This is a genomic window from Thalassospira sp. Z349TD_5, assembly GCF_056173045.1.
Map to the genome: position 1 here is coordinate 1,180,590 of NZ_CM149654.1, position 22,930 is coordinate 1,203,519.

Genomic DNA, 22,930 nt, shown 5'->3' on the forward strand with positions numbered 1-22,930 from the left:
CTGCCGACCTTGACATTCTGCACGCGGGAGAATTTTGGTGAACCGAATGCTTTGGATCTGGCTGGCCATCGGCTGGATTGGATTTGTCATATTTCCCTGGTATCAGCAGGAATACGGCTTCTGGACGTTGGAATGGCTGTTTGATGGCTATCCGACCTACGTCGATTATGCGCCTGCGATCCTTCAGGCCACCTTGCTTGAAAAATACTGGTTGTTGCCAGTCGGGCTTTTCCTGTTGGGGCCGTTGTTGCTTGCGCGGCAAGGACGCGCGCATCCGAAATACGCACAGATCCTGATTGTCAGTGGCCTTGGCGGGCTGATCTGGATGGTGGGGCAGGGCTTTGCCATCGGGATTTCCGGGTGGAGTTACGGCTGGCTTGAAAGCCTGTTTGGTCCGCTTGATATGCGTCAGTACGGATTGGGCTATGGGGCCCTTCTGATGGCGGCCAGCTATCTGATCATATTGTGTACGGGGCTTGCTGCTGCTGGTGCCATGCGCGGCGATGTCTTTGTGACCTCCGCAATTGGGACAGTCGTTGCGCTTGTCGCCTTGTTTGTCTTCTTCCCGGTCGCACGCATTCTGGGCAGTGCCTTTGTTGATATTGACGGGGCTGTTTCCGGGGCTGCCTTTGTGCGCAATTTCTTTGACGACAGCGTCTGGGGATTGGGGTGCCTTGCGGGCGGGGCCTGCGGGGTGGCGTGGAATACCGCATTTCTTGCGATCCTGACGGCGGTTTCGACCACTTTGCTGGGGCTTGCCTTTGCGCTGGTCGTGACGCGCACGGGGTTTCGATACAAGAAATCACTGCGTGTTCTGACGGTTCTTCCGATTATTACGCCGCCATTTGTTATTGGCTTGGCGCTGATCCTTCTTTTTGGCAGATCGGGCGCTGCGACGCAGTTCGTCTCTGATCTCCTCGGGGTGGAGGCAGGGCGTTGGCTTTACGGCCTCCCTGGTATCTGGCTGGCTCAGACCCTGTCCTTCACCCCGATTTCTTTTTTGGTGCTGATCGGTGTTGTCGAAGGTGTCAGCCCGTCGATGGAGGAAGCCTCCCAGACGTTGCGGGCCGGGCGCTGGAAAACCTTTGTCATGGTGTCTTTGCCCCTGATGCGTCCGGGGCTGGCCAATGCGTTTTTGCTGGCCTTTATTGAAAGCATGGCCGATTTCGGCAATCCGATGGTTTTGGGGGGCAATTACGAAGTCCTTTCAACCGAAATATTCTTTGCGATTGTCGGGGCGCAAAATGATGCCGGGCGGGCGGCTGTCCTCGCACTGGTTCTGTTGTTCTTTACCCTGTCGGCATTTGCCGCACAGCGTTTCTGGCTGGGCCGGAAATCCTATGCGACGGTTTCGGGTAAGGCAGAAAGCGGGGCACATATTGGTCTGAACCCGGCGTTGCGCCGTTTGGTTTATTGCACGGCGGTGCCGTGGGGGATCTTTACGGTCGCTGTGTATGGCATGATTTTCTATGGCAGCTTTGTGACGCGCTGGGGCTTTGATAATACGCTGACCCTGGGCAACTATGTTGACGCGTTTGGCATTGGCTGGAGCGAGCATGGCATCGTTTGGACCGGGGCCGCATGGGACAGTTTCTGGACGACGTTGAACATCTCGGCGATTTCTGCGCCATTGACGGCGGCCGTGGGGCTGACGACGGCATATCTTCTGGTGCGTCAGAACTTTCGTGGCAAAAGCGCCTTTGAATTTGGCACGATGTTAAGTTTTGCCATTCCCGGAACCGTGATTGGTGTCAGCTATATTCTGGCATTTAACGTGCCACCGTTTGAATTGACCGGCACCGGGGTGATCCTTGTGATCTGCTTTATCTTCCGCAATATGCCGGTGGGGGTGCGCGGTGGGATTGCCGCAATGAGCCAGCTTGACCGCAGCCTTGATGAAGCATCACTCACACTGGGGGCAAACAGTTTCACCACGTTCCGGCGTGTGATCCTTCCGCTGTTGCGCCCCGCGATTGTTGCCGCCCTTGTCTATAGTTTCGTGCGCGCAATTACGTCTGTGAGTGCGGTGATCTTCCTGGTAAGTGCCGACCACAATATGGCGACATCCTATATTATCGGTCTTGTTGAAAACGGGCGGTACGGCGTGGCAATTGCCTATTGCTGTGTCCTGATCGTTGTAATGTTGGCGGCCATCCTTGCGGTGCAAGGGGCCATCGGCAAACGCAAACTGCGCCGTGAAGATCGCATTGCACCAGACCGTCTTACACCAGACCGCGTTAGCCCTGCGGGCGAAAATCTGAAAGAGAAGCATTCATGAAAATCAAAACACGCGCAGGTTCGGTCGTGTTCGAAAATGTCACCAAGACCTATGGTCTGGGGGCGGTGACCGCGATCGACAATGTATCCTTCACGATCAATCCCGGCGAACTGGTGACGTTGCTGGGGCCAAGTGGCTGTGGCAAAACCACAACGCTTCGCATGATTGCCGGTCTTGAACATGCAACAAAGGGCAAAATCCTGATTGGTGGCAAGGATGTCACCCAACTTCCTGCAACAGACCGTGATGTCAGCATGGTGTTTCAGTCCTATGCACTGTTCCCGCATATGACCGTCCTTGAAAATGTGGCGTATGGTTTGACGGTGACCGGCGTTGCCAAGGCAGAAGCCCATGAAAAGGCCGAGGAGGGGCTCGATCTTGTCGGGTTGGCCGGATATGGCAGGCGGCTGCCGTCCGAGCTTTCGGGCGGGCAGCAGCAACGTGTTGCGGTTGCCCGTGCATTGGTACTTGAACCCGAAGTCCTGTTGCTTGATGAACCGCTGTCGAACCTTGATGCCAAGCTTCGTCAACAGGTGCGAACCGAAATCCGCGAGCTTCAGCAAAAACTTGGCCTGACGGCGGTCTATGTTACCCATGATCAGGAAGAGGCCCTTGCGGTATCGGACCATATTATTGTGATGAACCGCGCGGTGATTGCGCAACAAGGCACGCCGCGCGAACTTTATGAACAACCTGCGTCCGGCTTTATTGCCGACTTTATCGGGGATGCCAATTTGGTCGGGGCTGAACTGGTTGATGTTGAGGGCGACATGGCCCATATCGAGATTGGCGGGCTGCGGCAGACCTTGCCGCATCGGGGCTTGGGCATTGGTCCGGTTAATGTTGCTGTGCGTCCTGACGCGATTGAGCTTTCCGCGGTGAATGGGGAAAGCGGGCAATCATCGCTAAAAGGTCACATTACCCATGCAGCATATCTTGGTAATCAAATGCAATACTCCGTGACATCGGACATCGGTGACCTGTTCGTTATCGATCCGCACATTGACGCACCGATTGGCACTGGGGACGAAGTTCGTATCGGCTTTTCAGGGCGTGGCCTTGCGGTGGTTCCCACCGATGAATGATCAACAATAGAACAAACAGGCAGGGATAAAGTGAACAAAACAGCATCCAGAATTGACGTTGAATCGCGGCTTGAACATGCCCGGGATGTCATCCGTGCGGCGGGTAAACGCGCCATGGACTACTACGATGGAACAGCCGGTGACCTTGAGATCGAGGTCAAGGCCAACGCCCTTGATATGGTCAGCATTGCCGATAAAAATGTTGAGGCGATCATTCGTGACCGCATCGCCGATGCCTTTCCCGAGGATGGATTCCTTGGTGAGGAAATGGGCATTGAGCAGGGTGAAAATGACTGTCTTTGGGTGATTGATCCGATTGATGGCACGGCGTGCTTTGTCAGCCAGATGCCGACGTGGTGCATTTCGGTGGCCTTGATGGTCGGCAATGACGTGGTTTTGGGCCTGATTTACCATCCGTGCGGCGATGAGCTGTTTACCGCGATGAAAGGCGAGGGCGCGTATGTGAACGGCGAGCCGGTCGAAGCAAGCAAGGTCACCAAGGTCAGCGATGGTTTGTTGGGGCTGGGCCTGTCGCATCGCACCAAAAGCGATGTGATCGTGCCGGTGATGACGCAATTGCTTGACCGCGAAGGCATGTTTATCCGCAACGGGTCGTGTGCGTTGATGATGGCTTATGCGTCTGCGGGGCGGTTGATCGGCTATTACGAGCCGCACATCAATCCTTGGGACTGCATGGCGGGGATTATCCTGATGACCGAAGCCGGCGGCTGGACCAATGATTTCCTGGGTATTCCCAATGTTCTGGAAGACGGCGGGCCGATCCTGGCTGCCGGGGCCAATGTTGCCGATGAACTGGCCGCGATGACCGGGGTCAAACGCTAGTCGGTCACGGGGAAGCGCGCAGAACAGGCAGGCTATTGGCCTGCCTGTTCCTGCAATGCGCGCCGTTCTTTAAGCATCCTGTGCTCAAGGCGCGAAAGCTCGGCATTGATTGCACTGATATCGAGTGGTTTGGTGCAATGGGCATCAAAACCCGCGTCACGGAAAACGGCGAGATTGTCATTGGAAATATCCGCCGTGAGTGCCAGAACCGGAATGGTGGCCTTGACCGGGTCTTCAAACTCACGGACAAACCGGGTCGCCTCGATACCATCAAGCACGGGCATATGGACATCCATCAAAACCGCATCGAAATCCTGTTGGCTTAGGATATCAAGGGCGACCTGCCCGTCGGAGGCGGTGGTAATCGTGTGCCCCTGAAGCTCCAAAAGCTTTTGCGCCAGGATGCGGTTGATTTCGATGTCTTCGACCAGAAGAAGCTTCCAGCCTTGCATCAATGGTTGATCCGATGGGGCATCGCCTGATGACATGTCATCGGTGGTTTCCGATACCGCGACATCGGAGCTGCGCGGCAGGGTCAGGTCAAACCGGAATGTGCTGCCATCGCCTTCCTTGCTTTCGACGGTGATCGTGCCGCCCATGGCCTGAATGATCTTCTGACAGATCGCAAGGCCAAGACCGGTCCCGCCATAGCGCCGGGTTGTCAACGTGTCGGCCTGGGCAAAGGCTTCGAAAATAGAATCCAGTTTGCTTTGCGCGATGCCAATACCATCATCGCGCACCGCAATGCGCACCGACAATGTATCGTCGGTGACCGCCAAGGGAGAGACATCAATCGTGATGTTGCCAAACTTGGTGAATTTCACCGCATTGGACACAAAGTTGGTCAGCACCTGTTTAAGGCGGACCGGATCGCCAACCACCCAGCGTGGCATATCGGGGGCAACATTCAGATGCAGTTTATTTTCCTGCGCGCGCGCCGGGACCATCATCATCGACGATACTTCCTCGCAGACCCGATGCAGATCAAATGGCACTTCCTCAAGGATGAGTTTTCCGGCTTCGATCTTGGAAATGTCAAGAATATCACCAATCAGTGACAACACATGTCGTCCGGCACCGCGGATCGTCGCCAGATACCCACGCAGGGTTTCCTGTGCCGGATCATCGCCGAGACTGTCGGATGCCAACTGCGTATAGCCAAGGATCGAGGTCATCGGGGACCGGAATTCGTGGCTCATATGGGCAATGAATTCCGATTTTGCCTTATCTGCCTGCTGTGCCTGGTTCATTGCACTTTCAGCTTCTTCGCGCGCGTTTTCGAGTTCCCGAGTGCGCAACGAAACCAGATCGACAATCTGGCGTTCTGTTCGGGTTAGGGACCGCAAATAGATCATCAGAAGGATGGATGTCGTCGCCCCAAAAATGAAAATGGCCCACGGTTGCCAGTACAGAAGCCCGGCAGAATGTGCATTTTCCTGATGCAGGTTGATGGTCCAGTCACGATAGCCAAATGTGAAGTTCGAGATGTTCGGATTGAACGGAATGGCGCGTTCATCGGCAAGGTGTTTAGCAGCGTAGTCGGCCTTGCGATTTGAATAGATGATCTGTTTGCCGTCATCGGCATCAAAATCAGCCAGATGCAGTTCGTAGTTTGATGGCAAACGGGCAACCCGTGCCGCCCGGGTAATCATATTGGTCAGGCGCAGGACGCCAACCGCCACACCAAGCGGGGGGCCATCCTTGTCACGCCGGTTCTGCACACCAAGCAAGGCCAGAGACGTGACAACGGCCGAATCAGACCGAAACAGGTTAAGCGGTTTGGTCAGGGTGATGTTGCCGGTGCGCAAGGTGGTTTCAAGTGCGCGTTTGCGGACGGGGTCACTGGCAAGATCAAAGCCGATTGTCTGTTCATTTCCAGATCGTGGAAAGACATAGAAAATTGGAAAATACCCGTCATCACGCAAGGGTGAGCGGGTGAGCTTCCCGTCCTTAAGGTGGCGGATTTCGAAATCTGCGACGCCACGCAGGTGGGCGTTTTCTTCGATCAGATTGCGCGCACGCCCTTCGACAAAGGGCGCCCATTCAAGAGCCAAAATGCCGGGCCGCCGGCTTACCCATGGGGCAATCATGGCATCAAAGGTATTGAACGATACGTTGCCATGAACGTCAAACAGGGTCCGCACAGCCACCAGAGAGTCGGTCGCCCGCCCCAGTTCTTCGCGCAGTGACGCTTCAAACGCGCGGCGATATTGTTCGGTTTCTGCGCGGTCGTCCTTGTCAAGTTGACTAAATGTGTACCAGGCGGCCATGGCCGATACGCTAAACCCCAGTACGGCGATCAGTACCGCAAGGGTTCTGCGCAGACGGTGAATATCATGCGAAATTCGGCCATCCCGTGCGCGTGTGGTGACGATTGAAATCTTCTCAAGCCCGGCTGCCAGAAAGAGCGAGAAAATCGTAACAGCAAGGATATAGGTATGAATTTCCCGCAGACCGTTGCTGGTGTTCGGGGTGATAAAACTACCGCCCCCTTGCGAGGTGAATACAACAATCGTAATCGCGATCAACGCATTGACCAGGGCCGCGCCCAGCATGCCAAACCGGACCACTGACCAGATCACAAACGGCAATGATACAAATATAAACAGATATTCCGGGCGCGAGACGATGGGGGTGGCTTGAATTATTGAACTGACGATGACCGTGGCGCTGGCGATGAATGCCAGTTCCAGATAATGGGCCGCAGTTCGTGTTTTCCACGGGTAATCCGCCAAACGTAGAAACAATGGGGTGGCAATCAGAATCCCAACCATGCCCGACAAGGCCCAACTCAGCCACAATTCTGTGAAGTTGGCTGCTTCTGGCATGTCATTCAAGAAAGCAAGGCTAGACCCCAAAAAGGCAGAAACTGTTGGTGTTGCAATCACACCAATCAGGAAAAAGGCAATCAATCCGCGTAAGTTGGTCAGCAGGCCATCTTTGAAGTAACGGCCAATGATTGCGGCGGGAATGGTGATCGAAACCGTCGAGGTTACGGCAATCAGGACTGCTGGCAGGACAGGAATGCCTGAGGGTATGGTGGTCAGGATTGAACCAAGAAACGCAGCGGGAAAGTACCGCCATCCCCAGGTAATCATGATGCCAAGTGCAACGCCGGGGGGCAACCAGATCATAGACTGACTGGTGCCATGGTACTGAAGTTGAAGTCCTGCATACCCTGTGACGAAATAGGCGGCCAATAGCACCAGAAAACGGATAATGTGTTGGCGGTTCAGGTGCAATCAGGTCTCCTGTTCCTGTCGGTGCGATGCTCAAATCATCTCAGAATGAAATATTTGTTTTTATGTAGGGATGTTCTATCCCGATTTTAATAAGGAATGTGTTGTTATTCACCGTATTGAAGGCATGAATATTCCAAAAGTTCACTATGTCTTTCGTTTTCGTGCCGAAATTCCTACTGGCTGCACCATAAAACGCGCGCCACCCAGTCAAGGTCTTGGGCGGCAATAAACCGGTCCTCATAGGTCGGGTTGAGCGATTTAAGCTCCACGCCAAGGGCGCCACGGCGGACCAGTTCCTTGGCCATGACTTCACCCTCGGTGGTTTTGACCACAACCCGGTCCTGCGGGCGGATGTTTGATGCCGGACTGACGATGATTAAATCACCATCGCGAAACACTGGCGCCATCAACTCACCTGCGATGCGCAGCCCATAGGCGGTCGGATCATGCATGGCGGGAAAGGTGATGTCTTCCCATGCACCGCCCACCGGATAGCCCGCATCATCGAAATACCCGCGATTGCCAGCCTGGGCAAAGCCGATCACCGGGATACGCCCGGCGCCATTGCCATCCACCAGTTCGGAAAATTCCCGAAAACTAACATCGGTGACCGATAAAACCTTGGAAATGCTTTCGGTCGAGGGCCAGCGCGATTTGCCCTGATTGGTGGTGCGTTTGGATCTGTTGAATGTCGTCGGGTCAAGCTGTGCCAGACGTGCCAATCCCGACGGGGTTAACCCGTGGTCGGTGGCAATCTGATCAAGGGCGGCCCAAATTTGTTGATGTCGGATCATGTCCCATCCTAGCAGGCCGTACGCCCAAAACGGAAGGAATTAATTCCTGTGAATGAAGCAAATAATGCCCGCCGTTCGGGGCATTGTTTTAACCGTTATTTGAGGCGATCGGCAGGGACGAGATGTTATCAAACAGGTCGGGTTTTCCCATCTGCCCGCCTTTAAGCAGCATGGGCAGGCCATCAAGATATGGCGTGTCAGCATGTGCGCGGATGACCGGGGCGCCAGCATCAAAGTCAGCAGCAAAAGACAGGCTGTTGATGCCAAGCTCCTGCACCGCAAGGCTTGATGTATCGCCCCCGGCAATGGCCAAAAATCCAAGGGCGGTGTTTTGACAAATCTGGGCAATGAAGGCCGCACTGGCACGCGCCAACGCGTGACTGCCAATGTCATGATTGCGATCATCGGAAAGCGACACCAAAAGGTTTTTGCCCGCGTTCAGGGTCGTCAGGCTATCGCCAAGAAGGTCTTTGGCCCCGGCGGGGTCAAGCAGGTCTTTCGGCGCGATGCTGCGTTTGACATAGGTGCTGGCATTTTCGACTTGCCCGGCGGTATGGGACGACCGGCTTCCGGCAAAGGCAAAGACCGGACCCGCGCGACGTGATGCTTGTGCTCCGTTTTGCGATGTCGGGTCAAAGGATGGAAACAGGGCCTGCGCGACACTGCTGGCGCCAACGCACAGGGTCGGGGTTGTTTGGGCAATCTCGCGGATGGCGTCCCCGATGGTCAGAAGATCGCTGTCATCGGTCACATCAAACAGCGTTTCACATTCCCCGACGTCCAAACGACGGCGGATTTCATCGATCAGGGCAACGCGGCCCTTGCGAATGATGGTAAAATCAATCAGGCCGATCTTGGGCCAGCCTTGCGCGGCAAGGTGGCGGCACAGATTGGCTTCCTGCATCGGGGTTACCGGGTGCACCGACATCACCGGATGACGATCAATGCGGTAAATATGCCCGTTGCCCGCCCCGGCGAACAAATTCCCCATCAGGCAGAACCGTCGCAATGATGGCTGCCCGCCAATAACCGCCTTCCAGCGTGTGCCGACCGATTGCGCATAACGATCCGCGGCGGCGGCAATGTTGCCGATGTCGGGGCTACTGTCGAAGGTTGAGCAGACTTTGAAGTGATAGAGACCGCACTTCGTGTATGCCAGCGCATCGGCAAGCGGGCCGATGGTCGCAACGCTGTCATCGACCGTAAGGGCACGAAGCGACGTTGCGACACCAATGGCATCCAGATCGTTTGTGCTGTCTGATGGTGCCGGTGCTTTCAAATACAGGCGTGTTGAAAGTCCCGCACGGGCCAGTGTTGCCAGCGTATCAGAAGCACCGGTGAAATCATCAGCACAGAAAACGATCTTGGTCATGAGATGTCTAGCCCCGCGCACCATAGAATGTCAGGGCTTCGGCCAGTTCGGAATGACCCGTGGCATGTTTTTCAAGGCTGACGCCCGCCTCGCAGGCGTCCCATGCCTGACGCAGGCTCATGATCCCGGCTTTTGGCCCGGACGGATGGGCTAAAATGCCGCCCCCGGCCAAAAACATGAAATCAGCCGATCCGACCGCATCATAGGTGGCCGGAACCGTGCCTGCCCATTGCCCGGATGAAAACACGGGTAAAACGTGGTCTTCATCGCCGTTGCCCGGTGCGAGGGGCTGGGCACAGATTTGGGCGGATGCCTGTACTTCGCTGTCTTCGTCACAGAATTTACCGCCCATACCATGCACATGCATATGGTCCATGCCGGTCAAACGATACAGCGTCTGATAGGCCGGAAACGCCATACCAATCAGCGGATGGCGCGATAACGCACCAAACCCGTTGCGATGCCCGTGCAGCACAAGGTCGGTCGATCCACGCAGGGTTTGCAAGGCCGACAAGCCGGTCCAGTTCATGCTGACCATGGCACACGACCCGCCGTTTTCGGCGATCAAATCAGCATGGCGGCGCATGGCATCGGTTTCATCGGTAATGTTAAAGGCAATCATCACATCGCGCCCGGTGCGGTCGCGATAGCGGCGTACCCGTTCCATGATCGCCGGGATGCGGTCCTTGATCGGGGCGGATGCCGGATTGGCGCACACTTCATCATCTTTGATGAAATCAACCCCGGCCTCGCACAGCTGTTCGACCAGATCGGCAATGTCATGGGTGCGCATGCCAACATTGGGTTTAATGATCGTGCCAAAGAACGGCCGGTCATGAACCTTCATGCGCGCCCGTGTGCCCTTGGTCCCGGCAACCGGATAATCATACAAATCGCGATAGGCCTTGGGCAGTTTGATGTCCATCAGCTTAAGCCCGGTGACTTCGCCCAAGTCATACAGATTGCCTGAAACTGTAGCCGCCAGTGTCGCCAGATTGTGCCCGATATTATCGACCGGAAAACCCACGCGAACTTCGGCGCGGCGGTATGGGCCATTAATGCCGCGTGCGGTCAGATACGCACTTTGCAGGCTGGGATGATCGGCCGGGGCCAGTTCACGGATCGACAGCACGCGCGCCGAACAGCGTTCGCGCAGCTCGTCGGTTTCCCCGGCAACGCGCACGAACGTGCCGCTGCTTTGCTCACCGGCAATGATGGTGGCGATTTTTTCGGGCTCGAACGGTGTTTCGATCAGATATCGGGCTTCAATCAGGTCCATGGCTCAGATTTCCGACAGCGACGGGAATGGACGGATCGGATCTTTGCCGTTCCAGCCAATCGACGCCTCATAAATGGATTTGAACAGGCGGCCTTTGGGACCGACCACTTCGGACAGCTCAATCACCGTGCCCGGATGCATTTCCTTATCAAAATAGACAAACCGGCCATTGTCCCCGACCTTGCCGCTCATTTTAACCGTGAAGCCCTTGCTTTGCATCAGGGCGAGATCGTTGTCGAAATCTTCGGTCCAATAGGCAACATGTTGCAGGCCGGTGTTTCCCGCCTTCTGGAAGTCGCGATACATTGACGGCGCATCGTTGCGCGTCTGGATCAGTTCGACCTGAACATAGCCGGAATTGGCAAGGGCGACCGAGTTATGAACGTCATAGGATTTGCCGTCATACTGGTAATCTTCGATCGGCACCTTGGGGTTATAATACCACGGGCCGACACCCATCGTTTCGGCCCAATAATCCATGGCCGCTTCGATATCGGGCACAACGTAACCGAGCTGGCGAATTTCGCCGAGAAATCTGCTCATGTTTCCTCACTTAATCCAGAAGGTTGGGCAACCAGACGGAGATCGCCGGTATGCAGGTCACTGCGAGCAGCGACAAAAACAGGGGAAGAAGGAAGGGCAATCCGCCCCGGATCACCCGGTGCAGCGGCATCTTGGCGATGATGCTGACCATATAAAGGCTCATACCGACAGGCGGGGTCAGAAGCCCGATCATCAGGTTAAGCACAAACACGATACCCAGTTGCAGTGGATCAACGCCCGCTGCCATCATCGCCGGCGTTATGATCGGGGCGATGATCAGGATGGCGGCAATTGATTCCAGGAACATGCCGACCACCAGCAACAACACATTGACAATCAACAGCAACACCAAAGGATCGCTTGAAAGTCCCAGCAAGAACTCGCTGGCGGTGGCGGGCAGGCGGTCCATGGTCAAAACCCAGGCAAACAAGGCCGCGGTCGAAACAATGAACAAGACACTGCCTGTCGCATCGACCGTATCGCGTGCCGCCGTAATCACCCGTTTAAGGTCAAGCTGGCGATAAACAAATTTACCAATCAAAAGCGCATAGGCCACCGTGACACCGGCCACTTCGGTCGGTCCGAAATAGCCCGATATCAACCCGCCGATCAACAGAACCGGGGCGGCCAGGGCCGGAAGCGAAATGACGAACTTGCGCGCAAAGGCGGCAATCGAAAATGTCACTTCATCGCGCGGCAGCTTGTAAATCCGGGCCATCACCGCGACCTGCGCCATCAACAGCAGGGTGATCAGAACGGCGGGGACAATCCCGGCAATCAGCAATTTAACCGCCGACACATTGGCGACCGAGGCAAAGATAATGATCGGGATGCTGGGCGGGAAAATCGGCCCAATGGTTGCCGCCGCCATGGTGATGCCCGATGCAAACTCGGCGGAATAGCCCTGTTTGCGCATCATCTTGATCTGAACCGCGCCCAATGCGCCAATATCGGCCAAGGCCGCACCCGACACGCCGGAGAATATAAGGCTGACCAGAACGCTGACCTGTGCGGTCCCGCCCCGGATCCAGCCAACCATCATGCGCACCAGTTCAAACAAATGATTGGTCACACCCGACAGGCTTAAAAGATTGGCGGCAAAGATAAACAGTGGCACGGCCAAAAGCGGGGTGGAATCAAGTGCATTGACCGTGCGCTGGGCCAGTACCGTCATTGGCAGGTTAAACAGGATCATCACGGTCGCGGACGACAGGCCAAGGCACACCGCAATCGGCAGGCGGATGATCATGAGTGCCAGAAACAGGATAAGAAGCGTTGCACTCATCATTTCTTGGAATCCTTGGACGTATCTTCAGCCAGTATTCCCGCTGACATTTCCTTGGCAATGGCATCAGCAATCGGATTGCCGCTTTCGGCGTTCCCGTCTTCGCCTTCGTAATCCGGGGCGGTTTCGGTGCGTGTGATCAGCCGGTAGAGTGCGACGATCAACAGAAGGACAATGGCAATCACCACCGGCGCATAAACCGCGTAATTTGGCATGCTCAGCGACGGGGTGGTGAATTTGCCCGCGCGGCTTAAAAATTTATAAAGCGAAAACAGGAAGATACCGGCAAAGCCCGTGATCAGCGCATAATTGGCAAAGCGCAAAATCGCTTGCCCACGCGCATGCAGGGCGCTGTACAGAAGGTCAATCGCGATATGCCGGTTATGCAGCATCAAGGCCGGAACCGCGAAAAACACCAGCGCGACATTGGCAATGCGCGATAGCTCGTCCGCCCACGGCAGACCAAGATCATACATATTGCGCAAGATCACCTGACCGACGACCAGTACCGTCATCAAGGCCAGCATCACCATCGAAAAGGTGGTTAAAACCCGGCAGATACGGTCCAGCCCCCGATAGATCGGGGAGTTCCTGTAAGGCATGACGAAACCTGAAATGATGGGCAATGAAAGTCACGGTAAGGGCGGCTCCCCCGGAAAAATATCCCCCGGAACCGCCCTTTGGTGCGATTATTTTACAGCAGCGATTTCTTCGAAATACGTGGCGTATTTGTCGTCAAAGCGCTCATGGACAAGCTTTTCAACACCTGCACGGAAGGCCGCAACATCAAGCCCGTCATCCGGGCCAATGATCGTCATGCCAGCTTCCTTAAGCTGCTCAAGATCGCCTGCCTCGCTATCAAGGATCATTTTCGATGCTTTGTGACGCACGGTTTCAGCCGCCTTTTCAATGCCGGCCTTCACGTCATCAGGGAAGCCCTGCCAGATTTCCTCGTTGATCACGACGATCTCGGCAGCCGAAATATGGCCAGTCAGCATCATGTGTGACTGCACATCATACAGTTTATGGACCAATGCAACATTGACCGGATTTTCCTGACCCTGAACAATGCCTGTGGCAAGGGCGGTCGGAACTTCGGACCAATCAACAGGAACTGGCGCGGCGCCAAGGCCCTCAACCGCGGTCAGATAAACCGGGGACGGGATGGCGCGGATTTTAACACCGGCCAGATCCGCCGGGGTTTTGATCGCACGGTCGGCGGTCAGCTGACGGGTGCCAAAGTAAAAGGCATAGAGCACGCGCATGCCGGTATTGTCGATCAGGCCCTGATTAAGCTTTTCCATCACCGGGGAATGAATATCGACAACATTCATCAGGTGATCATAGTCGCGGTACAGATACGGGATATCAAGCACGCCGAAATCTTCATACAGCGAGCTGATGGCACCCGCCGTATTGTGCGAAAGTGCGATGGACCCCATCGAAACGCCTTCGGCCAGTTCCTGAATCTTGCCAAGCTGGGACGACGGATAAACGTCGATCTTGACCTTGCCACCGGTGTTTTTGGCGACTTCTTCGGCCAGCCAGTCGGCCTGAAGCCCGACAATGCTGGTCGGGGAATTCATGTGGCCGTAATTGAGCTCAATTTCCTGGGCCTGTGCGCCAAGCACCATGGCATTGCAGGATACGGCGGCGGCGAAGGTGGCAACGATATGCCGGAATTTGATGTGCCGGAATTTGGTGTGAGTGACCATGGTTTCCTCCCTGATGGTCTATGATTGCTTTTAGCTGTTTTCCGCGTTGGGTTGTTTTTATTTTTGCTTGAATAATCTCAAGGTACGTGAAAGTTTATCCATCATCAAACATCATTAAATGATGCGTTTTGATGTTTTAAGGATAAAAATGCCAAAAACAACCGGGCCGATCATCAAGGATATTGCCGAGCTGTGCGGGGTGTCACCCGCCACGGTCGACCGCGTGTTAAACAAGCGCCCCGGTGTGCGTGAACGCACCGCAAAGCGCGTGTTGCAGGCCGCAGGTGAACTTGGCTATTTGCCCGAAACCGACATGGTCGAAACCTTCCGGCCCAAACCGATGCAGGTGGTGTTTTTATTGCCTTCGGGGACCAATCCGTATTTGCGGCTGTTGGGCGACCGGATCAAAACCGCGGCCGAGGCGACCACGGGCCAGAACATTCGCGCACGATGCTTTTTCATTGACGGGTTTAACCCGCACCTTCTGTCCGAGGCCCTCCGCCAGCATGGGCAAAAGGCCGATGGCATTGCCTTTATGGCGATTGATCATCCGCTGGTGCGTGAAACGGTGTCTGAATTGCAGGGTGCCGGTAAACATATGATCACGGTGGTGTCTGATATTTCCGGCGTGCCCCATGCCGCCTATGTCGGACTTGATAACCGTGCGGTGGGTCGAACGGCGGGCTATATGCTGGGCCGGTTCATGGGGCCAAACCGCGCGGGTAAACCTCACCACGGCCGCGTGGCACTGATCGCGGCCAGCCGCACTTATCGCGCGCATGAAGAACGCGAAATGGGCTTTTTAAGCCTGATGGAAGAAGCCTTTCCCGGCTTGTCGCTGGTGGCCGCCCGCGAAGGCCACGATGACCGCAGCGAAAACTACCACCACACCATGTCCCTGCTTGAAGAATATCCGGATTTGGTCGGGATTTATAACGTCGGCGGTTCCTCGGACGGGGTGGCGCGTGCGCTACGCGAAAGTGGCCGGGGCCGCGACATCATCTTCATCGGCCATGGCCTGACCCCCGATACCCGACGCTTTTTGCTCGAAGACATCATGGATGTGGTGATCACCCAAAGCCCCGGCGCGATTGTCCAAAATGCACTGCGCATTTTCGACAATCTGCGCAATGGCAGTGACCCAAACGCCGATGTCGCCAAACTGACCATGGAAGTCGTGGTGAAAGAAAACCTGCCCTGAGCAGGCTTCAAAGAAGTGGGCGCGGTAGACCCGTTATTCGCAGAAGAAACTCGTTTTTCGGTGCCCGTTGACGATATAATCGTCCCCTGATTTTGTCGCAGTCAGCGTGTGAACACAAGAATCTGAATATGGGACATATGTTGTCGTTGCGCCCCCTGAAATCGGAACATAACCGCTATCGGTGACCCGCCACTGATATGCGCGTCGGCCATCATCAAGTTCGATGATGTTGATGGGAGGGCCATAATCAAGGATCGGTTCTTGGATCGATTTTCCGATATAGCTCGCCATGATCTGGCTGGTGCAACTTGCCAGTAGTAGTACCCCGATAAACAATAAAGCGCGCATCCCGACTCCCCCTCTATCAAGAGGAAAATCATCTCATATTACGCACGTAAAATCGACATTGAGCTTGCTAGAGCGGGATAATCTCTTATGTAGAGGCAACTTTCTGATATAGGAAATTAATCCTTTACAAAAAGAACAAAAAGGGATTATAGCTTGTGCATCAACACCGGAATTGCATCCGGAAGTAGCCGTGATTTTATCGGGTTTGGGCATCAAACGGCCTTGCACAAGCAGCCGTCGCACAGCGCATCGCACCGACCTATGATACCGTCACGATAAGGGGAAATCACTGATCAACAGCCATCAAAGGTGCATGGAAAAGTCATGCGCCAACGGTCAGTCACATCCTTTTGCCGCCGGTTTGGCATGGCCGACCGGGCGGCGCGTTGCCGGTGTTGGGGATGAGTTCAACATGCAGGAGGGCGACGTGACCGAACAGAGACTTTTTCCAAAACCCCTGTCAGAGCGGCCCATCACGCCGTTTGCCAGCGCCGAGCAGGCGTGGTTCTGGTTTGTGCGCTGTCAAACAGCCCGCATCGAAGGGGCGCGCGTGATTGCCGATGCCGGTGAGGTGGTGCGCCCGTGCGATCCTGATGATGTTTATAACGCGGTGATGCGCCTTAAACAGGGTGGGGCTTTGACCGACCGGCATTTGCAGGTGATTGAATATTACGGGCTGGTCGAACGATTACCCGATCCGCGCGACCTCCGCGAACAGCCCAAACATGATCTGTGGTGTGCGACCATGGCCGCCCTTGAACCCGAACTGATTGCGCGTGACATCGTTGAGTTGCGCCCGCCCGAAACCTTTGACAATGAAGACGTCATGATCGAAATGAGCGGGGATTTATCACCATGCGGGATATAGGTTCTGAGGGCACCGTTAGCGTAAAAACCGTTGGCGGGATGGCGCGCGACTGGGTCGATCAATCGGCATCAGGTCGAGAGGTTTCGGTGCTGGTTGTGTTTGGCGATGCCCCGGAAAAGCCGCTGTTGCGTCTCCTGAAACCCGGATTTCGCCATTGCTTTGTGCTGGTGTCGGGTGCGCGGGCCGGGGAATGGATTTGCCTTGATCCGCAAAGCCATCGCATCCGGTGTGAAAGCTGGTGCTATTCACCACTGTTTGATCCGGCATCCTATTACCGGGCGATTGGCCATCATTGCGTTTGGGCCGAGTATCCGCGATCATTGCCGCGCAAAATCCGGCTGGGCCCGATGAGCTGTGTTGAAATGATCAAGCGGCTGTTGGGCATTGGCGCAATCTGGATTGTCACCCCGCATCAACTGTATCGCACCCTTGTGAAACGCAGTGAAAGCACGGAAAAATCAGGTCAGGCGCATTTTTCTGAAAAATGTTCTTGATTTGTTCTTTTTAATGTGACATAACAGACAAATCAACACCACACCTGCGCCCGCATGGCTTTTGGCCCTGCGGGCGTTTTTGTTTTTGACGGTGTGGAATCTTGTGCCGGATGCTCATGCACATATCAGGAGGCCCCGATGGGAAGTTTGTTTTCAACGCCCAAACCGACCGCAACACACGCCCCGTCGGCAAGCCAAGCATCAACGCCAACGCAGAGTGCGGACAGTGCGCAGGACGCAACCCGCACCGCCCGTCAAGAAGCACTGGAACGTCGGCGATATGGCCGGGCCGGGCTGATTGCGACCGGATATCGGGGATTGCTATCGGACCGGATCAGCAGTGCGGTAAACGGGGCGGCGGGCGGCAAAAATCTGTTGGGGGATTAAGGCATGGCGAGAAAGACAAAGCGAACCTATCGCAAGTCAGGAATGAACGCAGGTGGCGACATGTCGGCATCGACCGGGGCATCGACCAGAGCATCGGGGCAGGCATCCGGACAGGCGGCAGGACAGTTGACAGGACAGGGGCGCGCGAACACCACGATGACGATCAGCCCCCATCGCAGCACACCGCAAAATGACCTTTCGGTTTCGGTCTTGCGCCAACGTTATCAGGCGGCTGTTGCCAAACGGCGGACCTGGCTGGCCCATTGGCAGGACTGTTATGAGTTTGCCCTGCCACAACGCAATGGGGCTGCCCTGCAAACCAGTGGCGGCAAACGGTTGGACCGGGTGTTTGACGCAACCGCACCCGATGCGGTCGAACAGCTTGCCGCGAGTTTGATGGCCGAAATCACCCCGCCCGCCGGTGGCTGGTTTGATCTGGAGCCGGGCGGCAATGTTGCCGGCGAGGATCGGGCGGTTTTAACCGAACAACTCGGCCGCGCGGTTCGGATTTTACAGGGGCATTTTGACCGGTCCAATTTTGCCGTTGAAATGCATCAGGCCTTTTTGGATCTGGTGACGGCGGGCACGGCCTGCCTGCGGCTTGAAAGTGACGATTTCAAAAGCCCGTCGGCGTTTCGTTTTGCCGCCGTGCCGTTACGTGATCTGGTGTTTGAGGAGCGCGTTGATGGCAAAATGGATGCGGTGTTTCGCACGCTTAACCTGACCCGATCCGACATTCTCGCCACCTGGCCCGATGCCAAACTGCCCACCATGGCCAAAGGGGAAGATGAGGCGCAGGGCCAAAAACGCCACACGGTGATTGAAGCGGTGATGCCCCATGGTCCGCAGCGCAGTGGCTATGGCCTTTGTGTGTTTTATGCCGATGGGGGGGGCGATGGTGCGCACACCGCCTGCGATGACGTGCTGTTTCGCGATCATTTTGATGTCTCGCCCTATGTTGCTTTTCGCTGGATGAAGGCCCCGGGCGAGATTTATGGCAGATCGCCGGTGATGAAGGCGCTGCCCGATATTAAAACCGCCAACAAGGTGGTGGAACTGGTGCTTAAAAACGCCTCCATCGCGGTCACCGGTATTTGGCAGGCTGATGATGACGGGGTGCTTAATCCGGCCACCATTCGACTGGTACCGGGAAGCATCATTCCAAAGGCGGTCGGATCGGCGGGGTTAACGCCATTGGATGCACCGGGGCGGTTTGATGTATCTGATCTGGTCTTAAGCGACCTTCGAGACCGTATCCGGCGCTGCTTGCTGGCCGACCGGTTGGCGCAGGTTGATCAACCGGGCATGACCGCGACCGAGGTGCTCGAGCGTGCATCGGAAAATGCGCGGTTGCTGGGTGCCACCTATGGCCGGTTGCAGGCCGAATTGCTCTATCCACTGATCGCGCGCGCCCTTTACATCCTCGCCAAACGCGGTGAGCTGCCCGACATTCCGATTGATGGCGAAGTGGTCGTCCTGCGCCATGCCGCCCCCTTGGCACAATTGCCAAAACGGGTTCAGGCCGCACAGGTGCTTGATTGGGTATCGCGCATCGCAGGGCTTGGCCCCGATGCGATGGCGGAGGTCGATGTGCCCGCCATGGTCCATTGGCTGGCCGATCAGTTTGGCGTGCCCGAGCACGTCTTGCGGCCCGTCTTGCCGCCTGAGGTTCTGGAGGGCACATCATGACCGGCTGGGATTGGTTTGACCCTGACACTGCCGCAAAAGAAAACGATGCCGGTACGCACTGGCAGACCTGCTTTGCCAGCGATGCCGGGCAACAGGTTTTGCGCGATCTTGAAACACAATTTGTCTGCACATCCTTGGGCCCGGATGCCGGACAGGCGGCCCTTTGGATGCGCGAAGGGCAGCGTGGATTGGTGTTGCAGATGATGCGGCTGGCATCACGCGAAACGGGGGATGAGCTTGCCGCGCGAGGCCCCCGTACCGCGCCTTCGCGAGCACAGGCTCTTCGCGGGGGTGACGGTATCTAAAACATCATCATGGAACGAACGTCATCCCCGCCTTCGTGTTTTATTTCGGATGATTGGTTGTATAGTGATAGTGTAGAAAGAGGCATGGCCTATCTCAAGAAGAGGGCTGTATCATGGATCTGAAGCTGCATGCCAATGCCACCACAACGCCACGCACGCGCGCCTATATTCAAGCCAGCCGTGCTTCCGTTGCCGAACTGGCCGTGGAACTCGGCGTAAGCGCGACCACCATCCGACGATGGAAAGGCCGGGCCGATGTTGAGGACCACTCGCATCGCCCAAAACGGATCCAGACGCGCTTTGACGCTTGCGAGGAAGAAATCGCCGTTGAACTACGCTCCCGGCTTGGCTTGTCCATTGACGATATTCTGGAAGTCATGCACCGCTGTGTGCGGGCCGATATCTCGCGCTCGTCTTTACATCGCTGCCTCAAACGCCATGACGTCTCTGGCAGGCCTGCCCCCCCTAAACAGGTGTCGCAGACTTTCGAGCCAGTGACGTTTGGCTATGTCCATGTCGATCTCAAGCATCTGACCCGGATCTCAGGGCGACCAGCCTATGTCTTTGTTGCCATCGAACGGGTGACAAGCTTTGCCCATGTTGAGATCGTTCAGGACCGAAGCGCCGAAACCATTGCGGCCTGCCTCGAGCGGTTCCTTGAAGCCTTTGGCTATCCTGTTCACACCGTGCTGACCGATAACGGTTCGGAATTCACCGACCGGTTTGGCGATGCCCGCTGGACAACGCGCAGCAAAGGAACCGGAAAGCACGCTTTCGACAAAGTTTGCGCCGCCCACGGGATCAAGCACAAGCTGACCCGTCCCTATCGACCACAGACCAATGGCAAGGTCGAGCGTTTCAACCGTCGCCTCGGCGAAGCCCTCGCAAATGCCCCCGCAAACGGAAAAAATGCCGGACGCAATCGCTTCTCAACTCACGTCGAACGCAACGGCTTCATAAGAACCTTCATCGACAACTATAACAGAACACGATTGAGATCCCTCGGTTACAAGGCTCCTTTGGAAGCACTTCTTAATCTCACGGGACACAACACAAAGGCGGGCATCCATGGTGCCGTTGATGCGGTGTGGGGATATGGGGTCCCGTCCCCGCCTGCGTCGGAATGATGGAGAGGTGGCGTGCGGTTGGGTAACATCCTCAGGCGTTGATCTGATCAAACAGATCGTGCCAATCGGAATTATGTTCTTCGATCAGGCGGATTTTCCAGGCGCGGCGCCATTTTTTCAGCCGTTTTTCGCGCAAAATGGCGTCCGCCATGGTGTCATGCATTTCATAGTAAACGAGTTGGGTGACGTTGTATGTGTGGCTGAAACCTGCAACCGCGCCGGTTCGGTGTTGCCAAATGCGTTGCCGTAAATCGCTGGTGACACCGATGTAAAGCGTGCCGTTTGGGCGGCTGGCGAGGATGTAGACAAATGGCTGATCCATGGTGAGAGGGTAGCACATTTGCGCAGGTGAGGCCTATGAGTATGCGGCACGAGATCCCCGCCGTCGCGGGGATGACGGAATTTTTAATGACCGGACAGAACAAATCGTCATGCCCGCGCAGAGCCTGTCCCCGCGCAGGTGGGGACGGGCATCTCGAGAGTTGGACACGTGCGGGTCGTTTGCAGGAGGGGACATGCCAATCGCGGGCTTTGCCGAATTCGTCTGGATCTGGGACCGGATGCTGGGGGTATCGTTGCCAAGCCATCATCGCGCGATGGCGCACTGGCTCGAGGATTGCTGGAAAACCGGGCCGCATGAGTTGTTGATGATGGCGTTTCGCAGTTCGGGGAAATCCACGCTGGTCGGGTTGTTTTGTGCGTGGGTGCTGTATGGCAATGCGGATGTGCGCATTTTGGTTCTGGCGGCCGATCTTGAGCTGGCGAAAAAGATGGTGCGCAACGTCAAACGCATTGTGGAGCGCCATCCTCTTCTGGCCGGGTTGGTGCCGGGTGGCAGTGCCGATTGGGGGACGGAGCGGTTTACGGTCAAACGCGATGCGGTCTTGCGTGATCCGTCGATGCAGGCGGTGGGCATTGGCGGCAATATCACCGGATCGCGGGCCGATGTGGTGATTTGCGATGATGTCGAGGTGCCCAAAAACAGCGATACCGCCCATAAACGCGCCGAACTGCGCGAAAAATTGAGTGAGATTTCCTATGTGCTGTCGCCGGGTGGCACGCAGCTTTATGTCGGCACGCCGCACAGTTTTTATTCGATCTATGCCGATGAGGTCCGCCCGGAAACGGGTGAGGCGGCACCGTTTTTGAATGGTTTTTCACGGTTTACCTTGCCCATCGTCAATGAGCATGGGGCGTCAAACTGGCCGGAACGGTTTGATGCGGGCGCGATTGCCGCGATTAAATCGCGCACATCACGGCGCAAGTTTCAAAGCCAGATGATGCTTGAAATGATCGCCCCCGTCGCCGGGATGCTCGACCCCGCGAAGCTTAAATTCTATGACGCGGCGCGTGAGATTGAACATGCCAACGGGCGGCTTCGGCTGCGCATCGGGGATCGTCATATGGTGGCATCAGCCTGCCATTTTGATCCGAGCTTTGGCGCGGCGACCGGTGACGGGGCGGTGGTGGCCTGCGTTTATATCTGTGATCAGGGTGAATACTGGTTGCATGATCTGGTGTGGCTGCGGGCGTCTGTGGTGCCAGAGGATACGGATGGCGCGCGCATGGATGAAGCCAGTCAGCTCTGTGCGCAGGTCGCAAACTTTATGGCCGGGCATCATTTGCCCTCAGTGCGGGTGGAGACCAATGGCATTGGCCGGTTTTTGCCCAATATCCTGCGCCGCGAACTTAAATCAATCGGATGGGCGGCGAGCGTCGTAGAACATCATGAAAGTGCCCATAAGGCGACCCGGATCGAGGATGCCTTTGGCGCGGTGCTGGGGGCGGGGTTGCTGCATGTGCATGAGCCGGTCCGCACAACGCCGTTTGTCCGCCAGATGCGTGAATGGCATCCCGATGGCAAGGATCATGACGATGGGCTGGATGCGGTGGCGGGCTGTATTTTAAGCGAGCCGGTGCGCCTGCCGCGGGTGGAAATGCCGCTGAGACGGGCCGACTGGCGGGCATATGGCGGTGTTTTTAATGCCCAAAACGGGTTTAATCCGTAACGGGACCGTTTACAGGCAGTGAGGGAGTAAAAAACTTTTCTCACAATGCCAAGTGGTTAGCGCCGA

At 56.0% G+C, this 22,930-nt stretch carries 21 protein-coding genes; 11 read left to right on the plus strand and 10 right to left on the minus strand.

The features are described 5' to 3' along the window. Window positions 1-46: 46 nt before the first annotated feature. From AC0VXT_RS05245 to AC0VXT_RS05255, 3 genes are read left to right on the plus strand one after another with little or no spacing between them, the layout of a single operon-like run. On the plus strand, window positions 47-2,278 hold the full coding sequence (locus AC0VXT_RS05245; RefSeq protein ID WP_475548565.1) for an ABC transporter permease: 2,232 nt from the start codon (window positions 47-49) through the stop codon (window positions 2,276-2,278). Then, window positions 2,275-3,363, plus strand: coding sequence for an ABC transporter ATP-binding protein (locus tag AC0VXT_RS05250; RefSeq protein WP_475547783.1), 1,089 nt, complete (start codon window positions 2,275-2,277; stop codon window positions 3,361-3,363). Before AC0VXT_RS05245 ends, AC0VXT_RS05250 begins: the two co-directional genes overlap by 4 nt. A gap of 30 nt (window positions 3,364-3,393) precedes the next feature. Next, on the plus strand, window positions 3,394-4,206 hold the full coding sequence (locus AC0VXT_RS05255; RefSeq protein ID WP_475547784.1) for an inositol monophosphatase family protein: 813 nt from the start codon (window positions 3,394-3,396) through the stop codon (window positions 4,204-4,206). A gap of 32 nt (window positions 4,207-4,238) precedes the next feature. On the opposite strand, the gene AC0VXT_RS05260 is transcribed toward AC0VXT_RS05255, so the two are convergent. From AC0VXT_RS05260 to AC0VXT_RS05295, 8 genes are all read right to left on the minus strand, one after another. Beyond that, a complete protein-coding gene (locus AC0VXT_RS05260) occupies window positions 4,239-7,448 on the minus strand; it encodes an MASE1 domain-containing protein (protein WP_475547785.1) in 3,210 nt (1,069 codons plus the stop codon). A 173-nt stretch (window positions 7,449-7,621) separates the two neighbouring features. After that, window positions 7,622-8,242, minus strand: a complete 621-nt coding sequence (locus AC0VXT_RS05265; RefSeq protein WP_475547786.1) for a S24 family peptidase — start codon at window positions 8,240-8,242, stop codon at window positions 7,622-7,624. 88 nt (window positions 8,243-8,330) lie between these two features. Next, on the minus strand, window positions 8,331-9,614 hold the full coding sequence (locus AC0VXT_RS05270; RefSeq protein ID WP_475547787.1) for a four-carbon acid sugar kinase family protein: 1,284 nt from the start codon (window positions 9,612-9,614) through the stop codon (window positions 8,331-8,333). Between the two features lie 7 nt (window positions 9,615-9,621). After that, complete coding sequence (locus AC0VXT_RS05275) at window positions 9,622-10,893, minus strand: ribulose-bisphosphate carboxylase large subunit family protein (protein WP_475547788.1); 1,272 nt, start codon at window positions 10,891-10,893, stop codon at window positions 9,622-9,624. Between the two features lie 3 nt (window positions 10,894-10,896). Further along, window positions 10,897-11,436: a VOC family protein gene (locus AC0VXT_RS05280; RefSeq protein WP_101302282.1), complete on the minus strand. Its 540-nt coding sequence runs from the start codon at window positions 11,434-11,436 to the stop codon at window positions 10,897-10,899. Window positions 11,437-11,446: 10 nt separating this feature from the next. Next, window positions 11,447-12,724 carry a TRAP transporter large permease gene (locus tag AC0VXT_RS05285; RefSeq protein WP_022732063.1) on the minus strand — a complete coding sequence of 426 codons (1,278 nt, stop codon included), beginning with the start codon at window positions 12,722-12,724 and terminating at the stop codon, window positions 11,447-11,449. Then, on the minus strand, window positions 12,721-13,323 hold the full coding sequence (locus AC0VXT_RS05290) for a TRAP transporter small permease (protein ID WP_475547789.1): 603 nt from the start codon (window positions 13,321-13,323) through the stop codon (window positions 12,721-12,723). The genes AC0VXT_RS05285 and AC0VXT_RS05290 overlap by 4 nt, the downstream gene beginning before the upstream one ends. An 87-nt stretch (window positions 13,324-13,410) precedes the next feature. Continuing rightward, window positions 13,411-14,436: a TRAP transporter substrate-binding protein gene (locus tag AC0VXT_RS05295; RefSeq protein ID WP_475547790.1), complete on the minus strand. Its 1,026-nt coding sequence runs from the start codon at window positions 14,434-14,436 to the stop codon at window positions 13,411-13,413. Window positions 14,437-14,584: 148 nt separating this feature from the next. Between AC0VXT_RS05295 and AC0VXT_RS05300 the strand changes: the two genes are divergently transcribed. Beyond that, window positions 14,585-15,637 (plus strand): LacI family DNA-binding transcriptional regulator, encoded by a 1,053-nt coding sequence (locus AC0VXT_RS05300; RefSeq protein ID WP_475547791.1) that lies wholly within the window; start codon window positions 14,585-14,587, stop codon window positions 15,635-15,637. A 33-nt stretch (window positions 15,638-15,670) separates the two neighbouring features. Here AC0VXT_RS05300 and AC0VXT_RS05305 read toward each other — a convergent pair whose 3' ends face one another. Next, on the minus strand, window positions 15,671-15,985 hold the full coding sequence (locus AC0VXT_RS05305) for a hypothetical protein (RefSeq protein ID WP_475547792.1): 315 nt from the start codon (window positions 15,983-15,985) through the stop codon (window positions 15,671-15,673). Window positions 15,986-16,298: 313 nt separating this feature from the next. On the opposite strand from AC0VXT_RS05305, the gene AC0VXT_RS05310 reads away from it, so the two are divergent. From AC0VXT_RS05310 to AC0VXT_RS05335, 6 genes are all read left to right on the plus strand, one after another. Next, the gene (locus AC0VXT_RS05310) at window positions 16,299-16,853 is read left to right on the plus strand and encodes a hypothetical protein (RefSeq protein WP_475547793.1); all 555 of its coding nucleotides are present in this window, start codon (window positions 16,299-16,301) and stop codon (window positions 16,851-16,853) included. Next, on the plus strand, window positions 16,841-17,347 hold the full coding sequence (locus AC0VXT_RS05315; RefSeq protein WP_475547794.1) for a hypothetical protein: 507 nt from the start codon (window positions 16,841-16,843) through the stop codon (window positions 17,345-17,347). The genes AC0VXT_RS05310 and AC0VXT_RS05315 overlap by 13 nt, the downstream gene beginning before the upstream one ends. A 138-nt stretch (window positions 17,348-17,485) precedes the next feature. After that, window positions 17,486-17,734, plus strand: a complete 249-nt coding sequence (locus AC0VXT_RS05320) for a hypothetical protein (RefSeq protein WP_475547795.1) — start codon at window positions 17,486-17,488, stop codon at window positions 17,732-17,734. 3 nt (window positions 17,735-17,737) lie between these two features. Continuing rightward, window positions 17,738-19,423, plus strand: a complete 1,686-nt coding sequence (locus AC0VXT_RS05325; RefSeq protein ID WP_475547796.1) for a portal protein — start codon at window positions 17,738-17,740, stop codon at window positions 19,421-19,423. After that, window positions 19,420-19,728 (plus strand): Bbp19 family protein, encoded by a 309-nt coding sequence (locus tag AC0VXT_RS05330; protein ID WP_475547797.1) that lies wholly within the window; start codon window positions 19,420-19,422, stop codon window positions 19,726-19,728. Before AC0VXT_RS05325 ends, AC0VXT_RS05330 begins: the two co-directional genes overlap by 4 nt. Before the next feature lie 113 nt (window positions 19,729-19,841). Then, window positions 19,842-20,855, plus strand: a complete 1,014-nt coding sequence (locus tag AC0VXT_RS05335) for a DDE-type integrase/transposase/recombinase (RefSeq protein WP_475547798.1) — start codon at window positions 19,842-19,844, stop codon at window positions 20,853-20,855. A gap of 31 nt (window positions 20,856-20,886) precedes the next feature. Here AC0VXT_RS05335 and AC0VXT_RS05340 read toward each other — a convergent pair whose 3' ends face one another. Next, the gene (locus tag AC0VXT_RS05340) at window positions 20,887-21,195 is read right to left on the minus strand and encodes a GIY-YIG nuclease family protein (protein WP_475547799.1); all 309 of its coding nucleotides are present in this window, start codon (window positions 21,193-21,195) and stop codon (window positions 20,887-20,889) included. 175 nt (window positions 21,196-21,370) lie between these two features. On the opposite strand from AC0VXT_RS05340, the gene terL reads away from it, so the two are divergent. Further along, window positions 21,371-22,864, plus strand: coding sequence for a phage terminase large subunit (gene terL, locus AC0VXT_RS05345; RefSeq protein WP_475547800.1), 1,494 nt, complete (start codon window positions 21,371-21,373; stop codon window positions 22,862-22,864). Window positions 22,865-22,930 lie beyond the last annotated feature (66 nt).

Bases quoted from the DNA above. Each gene is read 5' to 3' on its own strand.
- AC0VXT_RS05310 (WP_475547793.1), top strand. From the start codon at position 16,299: ATGGAAAAGTCATGCGCCAACGGTCAGTCACATCCTTTTGCCGCCGGT.
- AC0VXT_RS05305 (WP_475547792.1), bottom strand. From the start codon at position 15,985: ATGCGCGCTTTATTGTTTATCGGGGTACTACTACTGGCAAGTTGCACC.
- AC0VXT_RS05295 (WP_475547790.1), bottom strand. From the start codon at position 14,436: ATGGTCACTCACACCAAATTCCGGCACATCAAATTCCGGCATATCGTT.
- AC0VXT_RS05245 (WP_475548565.1), top strand. From the start codon at position 47: ATGCTTTGGATCTGGCTGGCCATCGGCTGGATTGGATTTGTCATATTT.
- AC0VXT_RS05340 (WP_475547799.1), bottom strand. From the start codon at position 21,195: ATGTGCTACCCTCTCACCATGGATCAGCCATTTGTCTACATCCTCGCC.
- terL (WP_475547800.1), top strand. From the start codon at position 21,371: ATGCCAATCGCGGGCTTTGCCGAATTCGTCTGGATCTGGGACCGGATG.
- AC0VXT_RS05315 (WP_475547794.1), top strand. From the start codon at position 16,841: ATGCGGGATATAGGTTCTGAGGGCACCGTTAGCGTAAAAACCGTTGGC.
- AC0VXT_RS05250 (WP_475547783.1), top strand. From the start codon at position 2,275: ATGAAAATCAAAACACGCGCAGGTTCGGTCGTGTTCGAAAATGTCACC.
- AC0VXT_RS05285 (WP_022732063.1), bottom strand. From the start codon at position 12,724: ATGATGAGTGCAACGCTTCTTATCCTGTTTCTGGCACTCATGATCATC.
- AC0VXT_RS05275 (WP_475547788.1), bottom strand. From the start codon at position 10,893: ATGGACCTGATTGAAGCCCGATATCTGATCGAAACACCGTTCGAGCCC.
- AC0VXT_RS05320 (WP_475547795.1), top strand. From the start codon at position 17,486: ATGGGAAGTTTGTTTTCAACGCCCAAACCGACCGCAACACACGCCCCG.
- AC0VXT_RS05325 (WP_475547796.1), top strand. From the start codon at position 17,738: ATGGCGAGAAAGACAAAGCGAACCTATCGCAAGTCAGGAATGAACGCA.
- AC0VXT_RS05290 (WP_475547789.1), bottom strand. From the start codon at position 13,323: ATGCCTTACAGGAACTCCCCGATCTATCGGGGGCTGGACCGTATCTGC.
- AC0VXT_RS05270 (WP_475547787.1), bottom strand. From the start codon at position 9,614: ATGACCAAGATCGTTTTCTGTGCTGATGATTTCACCGGTGCTTCTGAT.
- AC0VXT_RS05335 (WP_475547798.1), top strand. From the start codon at position 19,842: ATGGATCTGAAGCTGCATGCCAATGCCACCACAACGCCACGCACGCGC.
- AC0VXT_RS05280 (WP_101302282.1), bottom strand. From the start codon at position 11,436: ATGAGCAGATTTCTCGGCGAAATTCGCCAGCTCGGTTACGTTGTGCCC.
- AC0VXT_RS05330 (WP_475547797.1), top strand. From the start codon at position 19,420: ATGACCGGCTGGGATTGGTTTGACCCTGACACTGCCGCAAAAGAAAAC.
- AC0VXT_RS05265 (WP_475547786.1), bottom strand. From the start codon at position 8,242: ATGATCCGACATCAACAAATTTGGGCCGCCCTTGATCAGATTGCCACC.
- AC0VXT_RS05300 (WP_475547791.1), top strand. From the start codon at position 14,585: ATGCCAAAAACAACCGGGCCGATCATCAAGGATATTGCCGAGCTGTGC.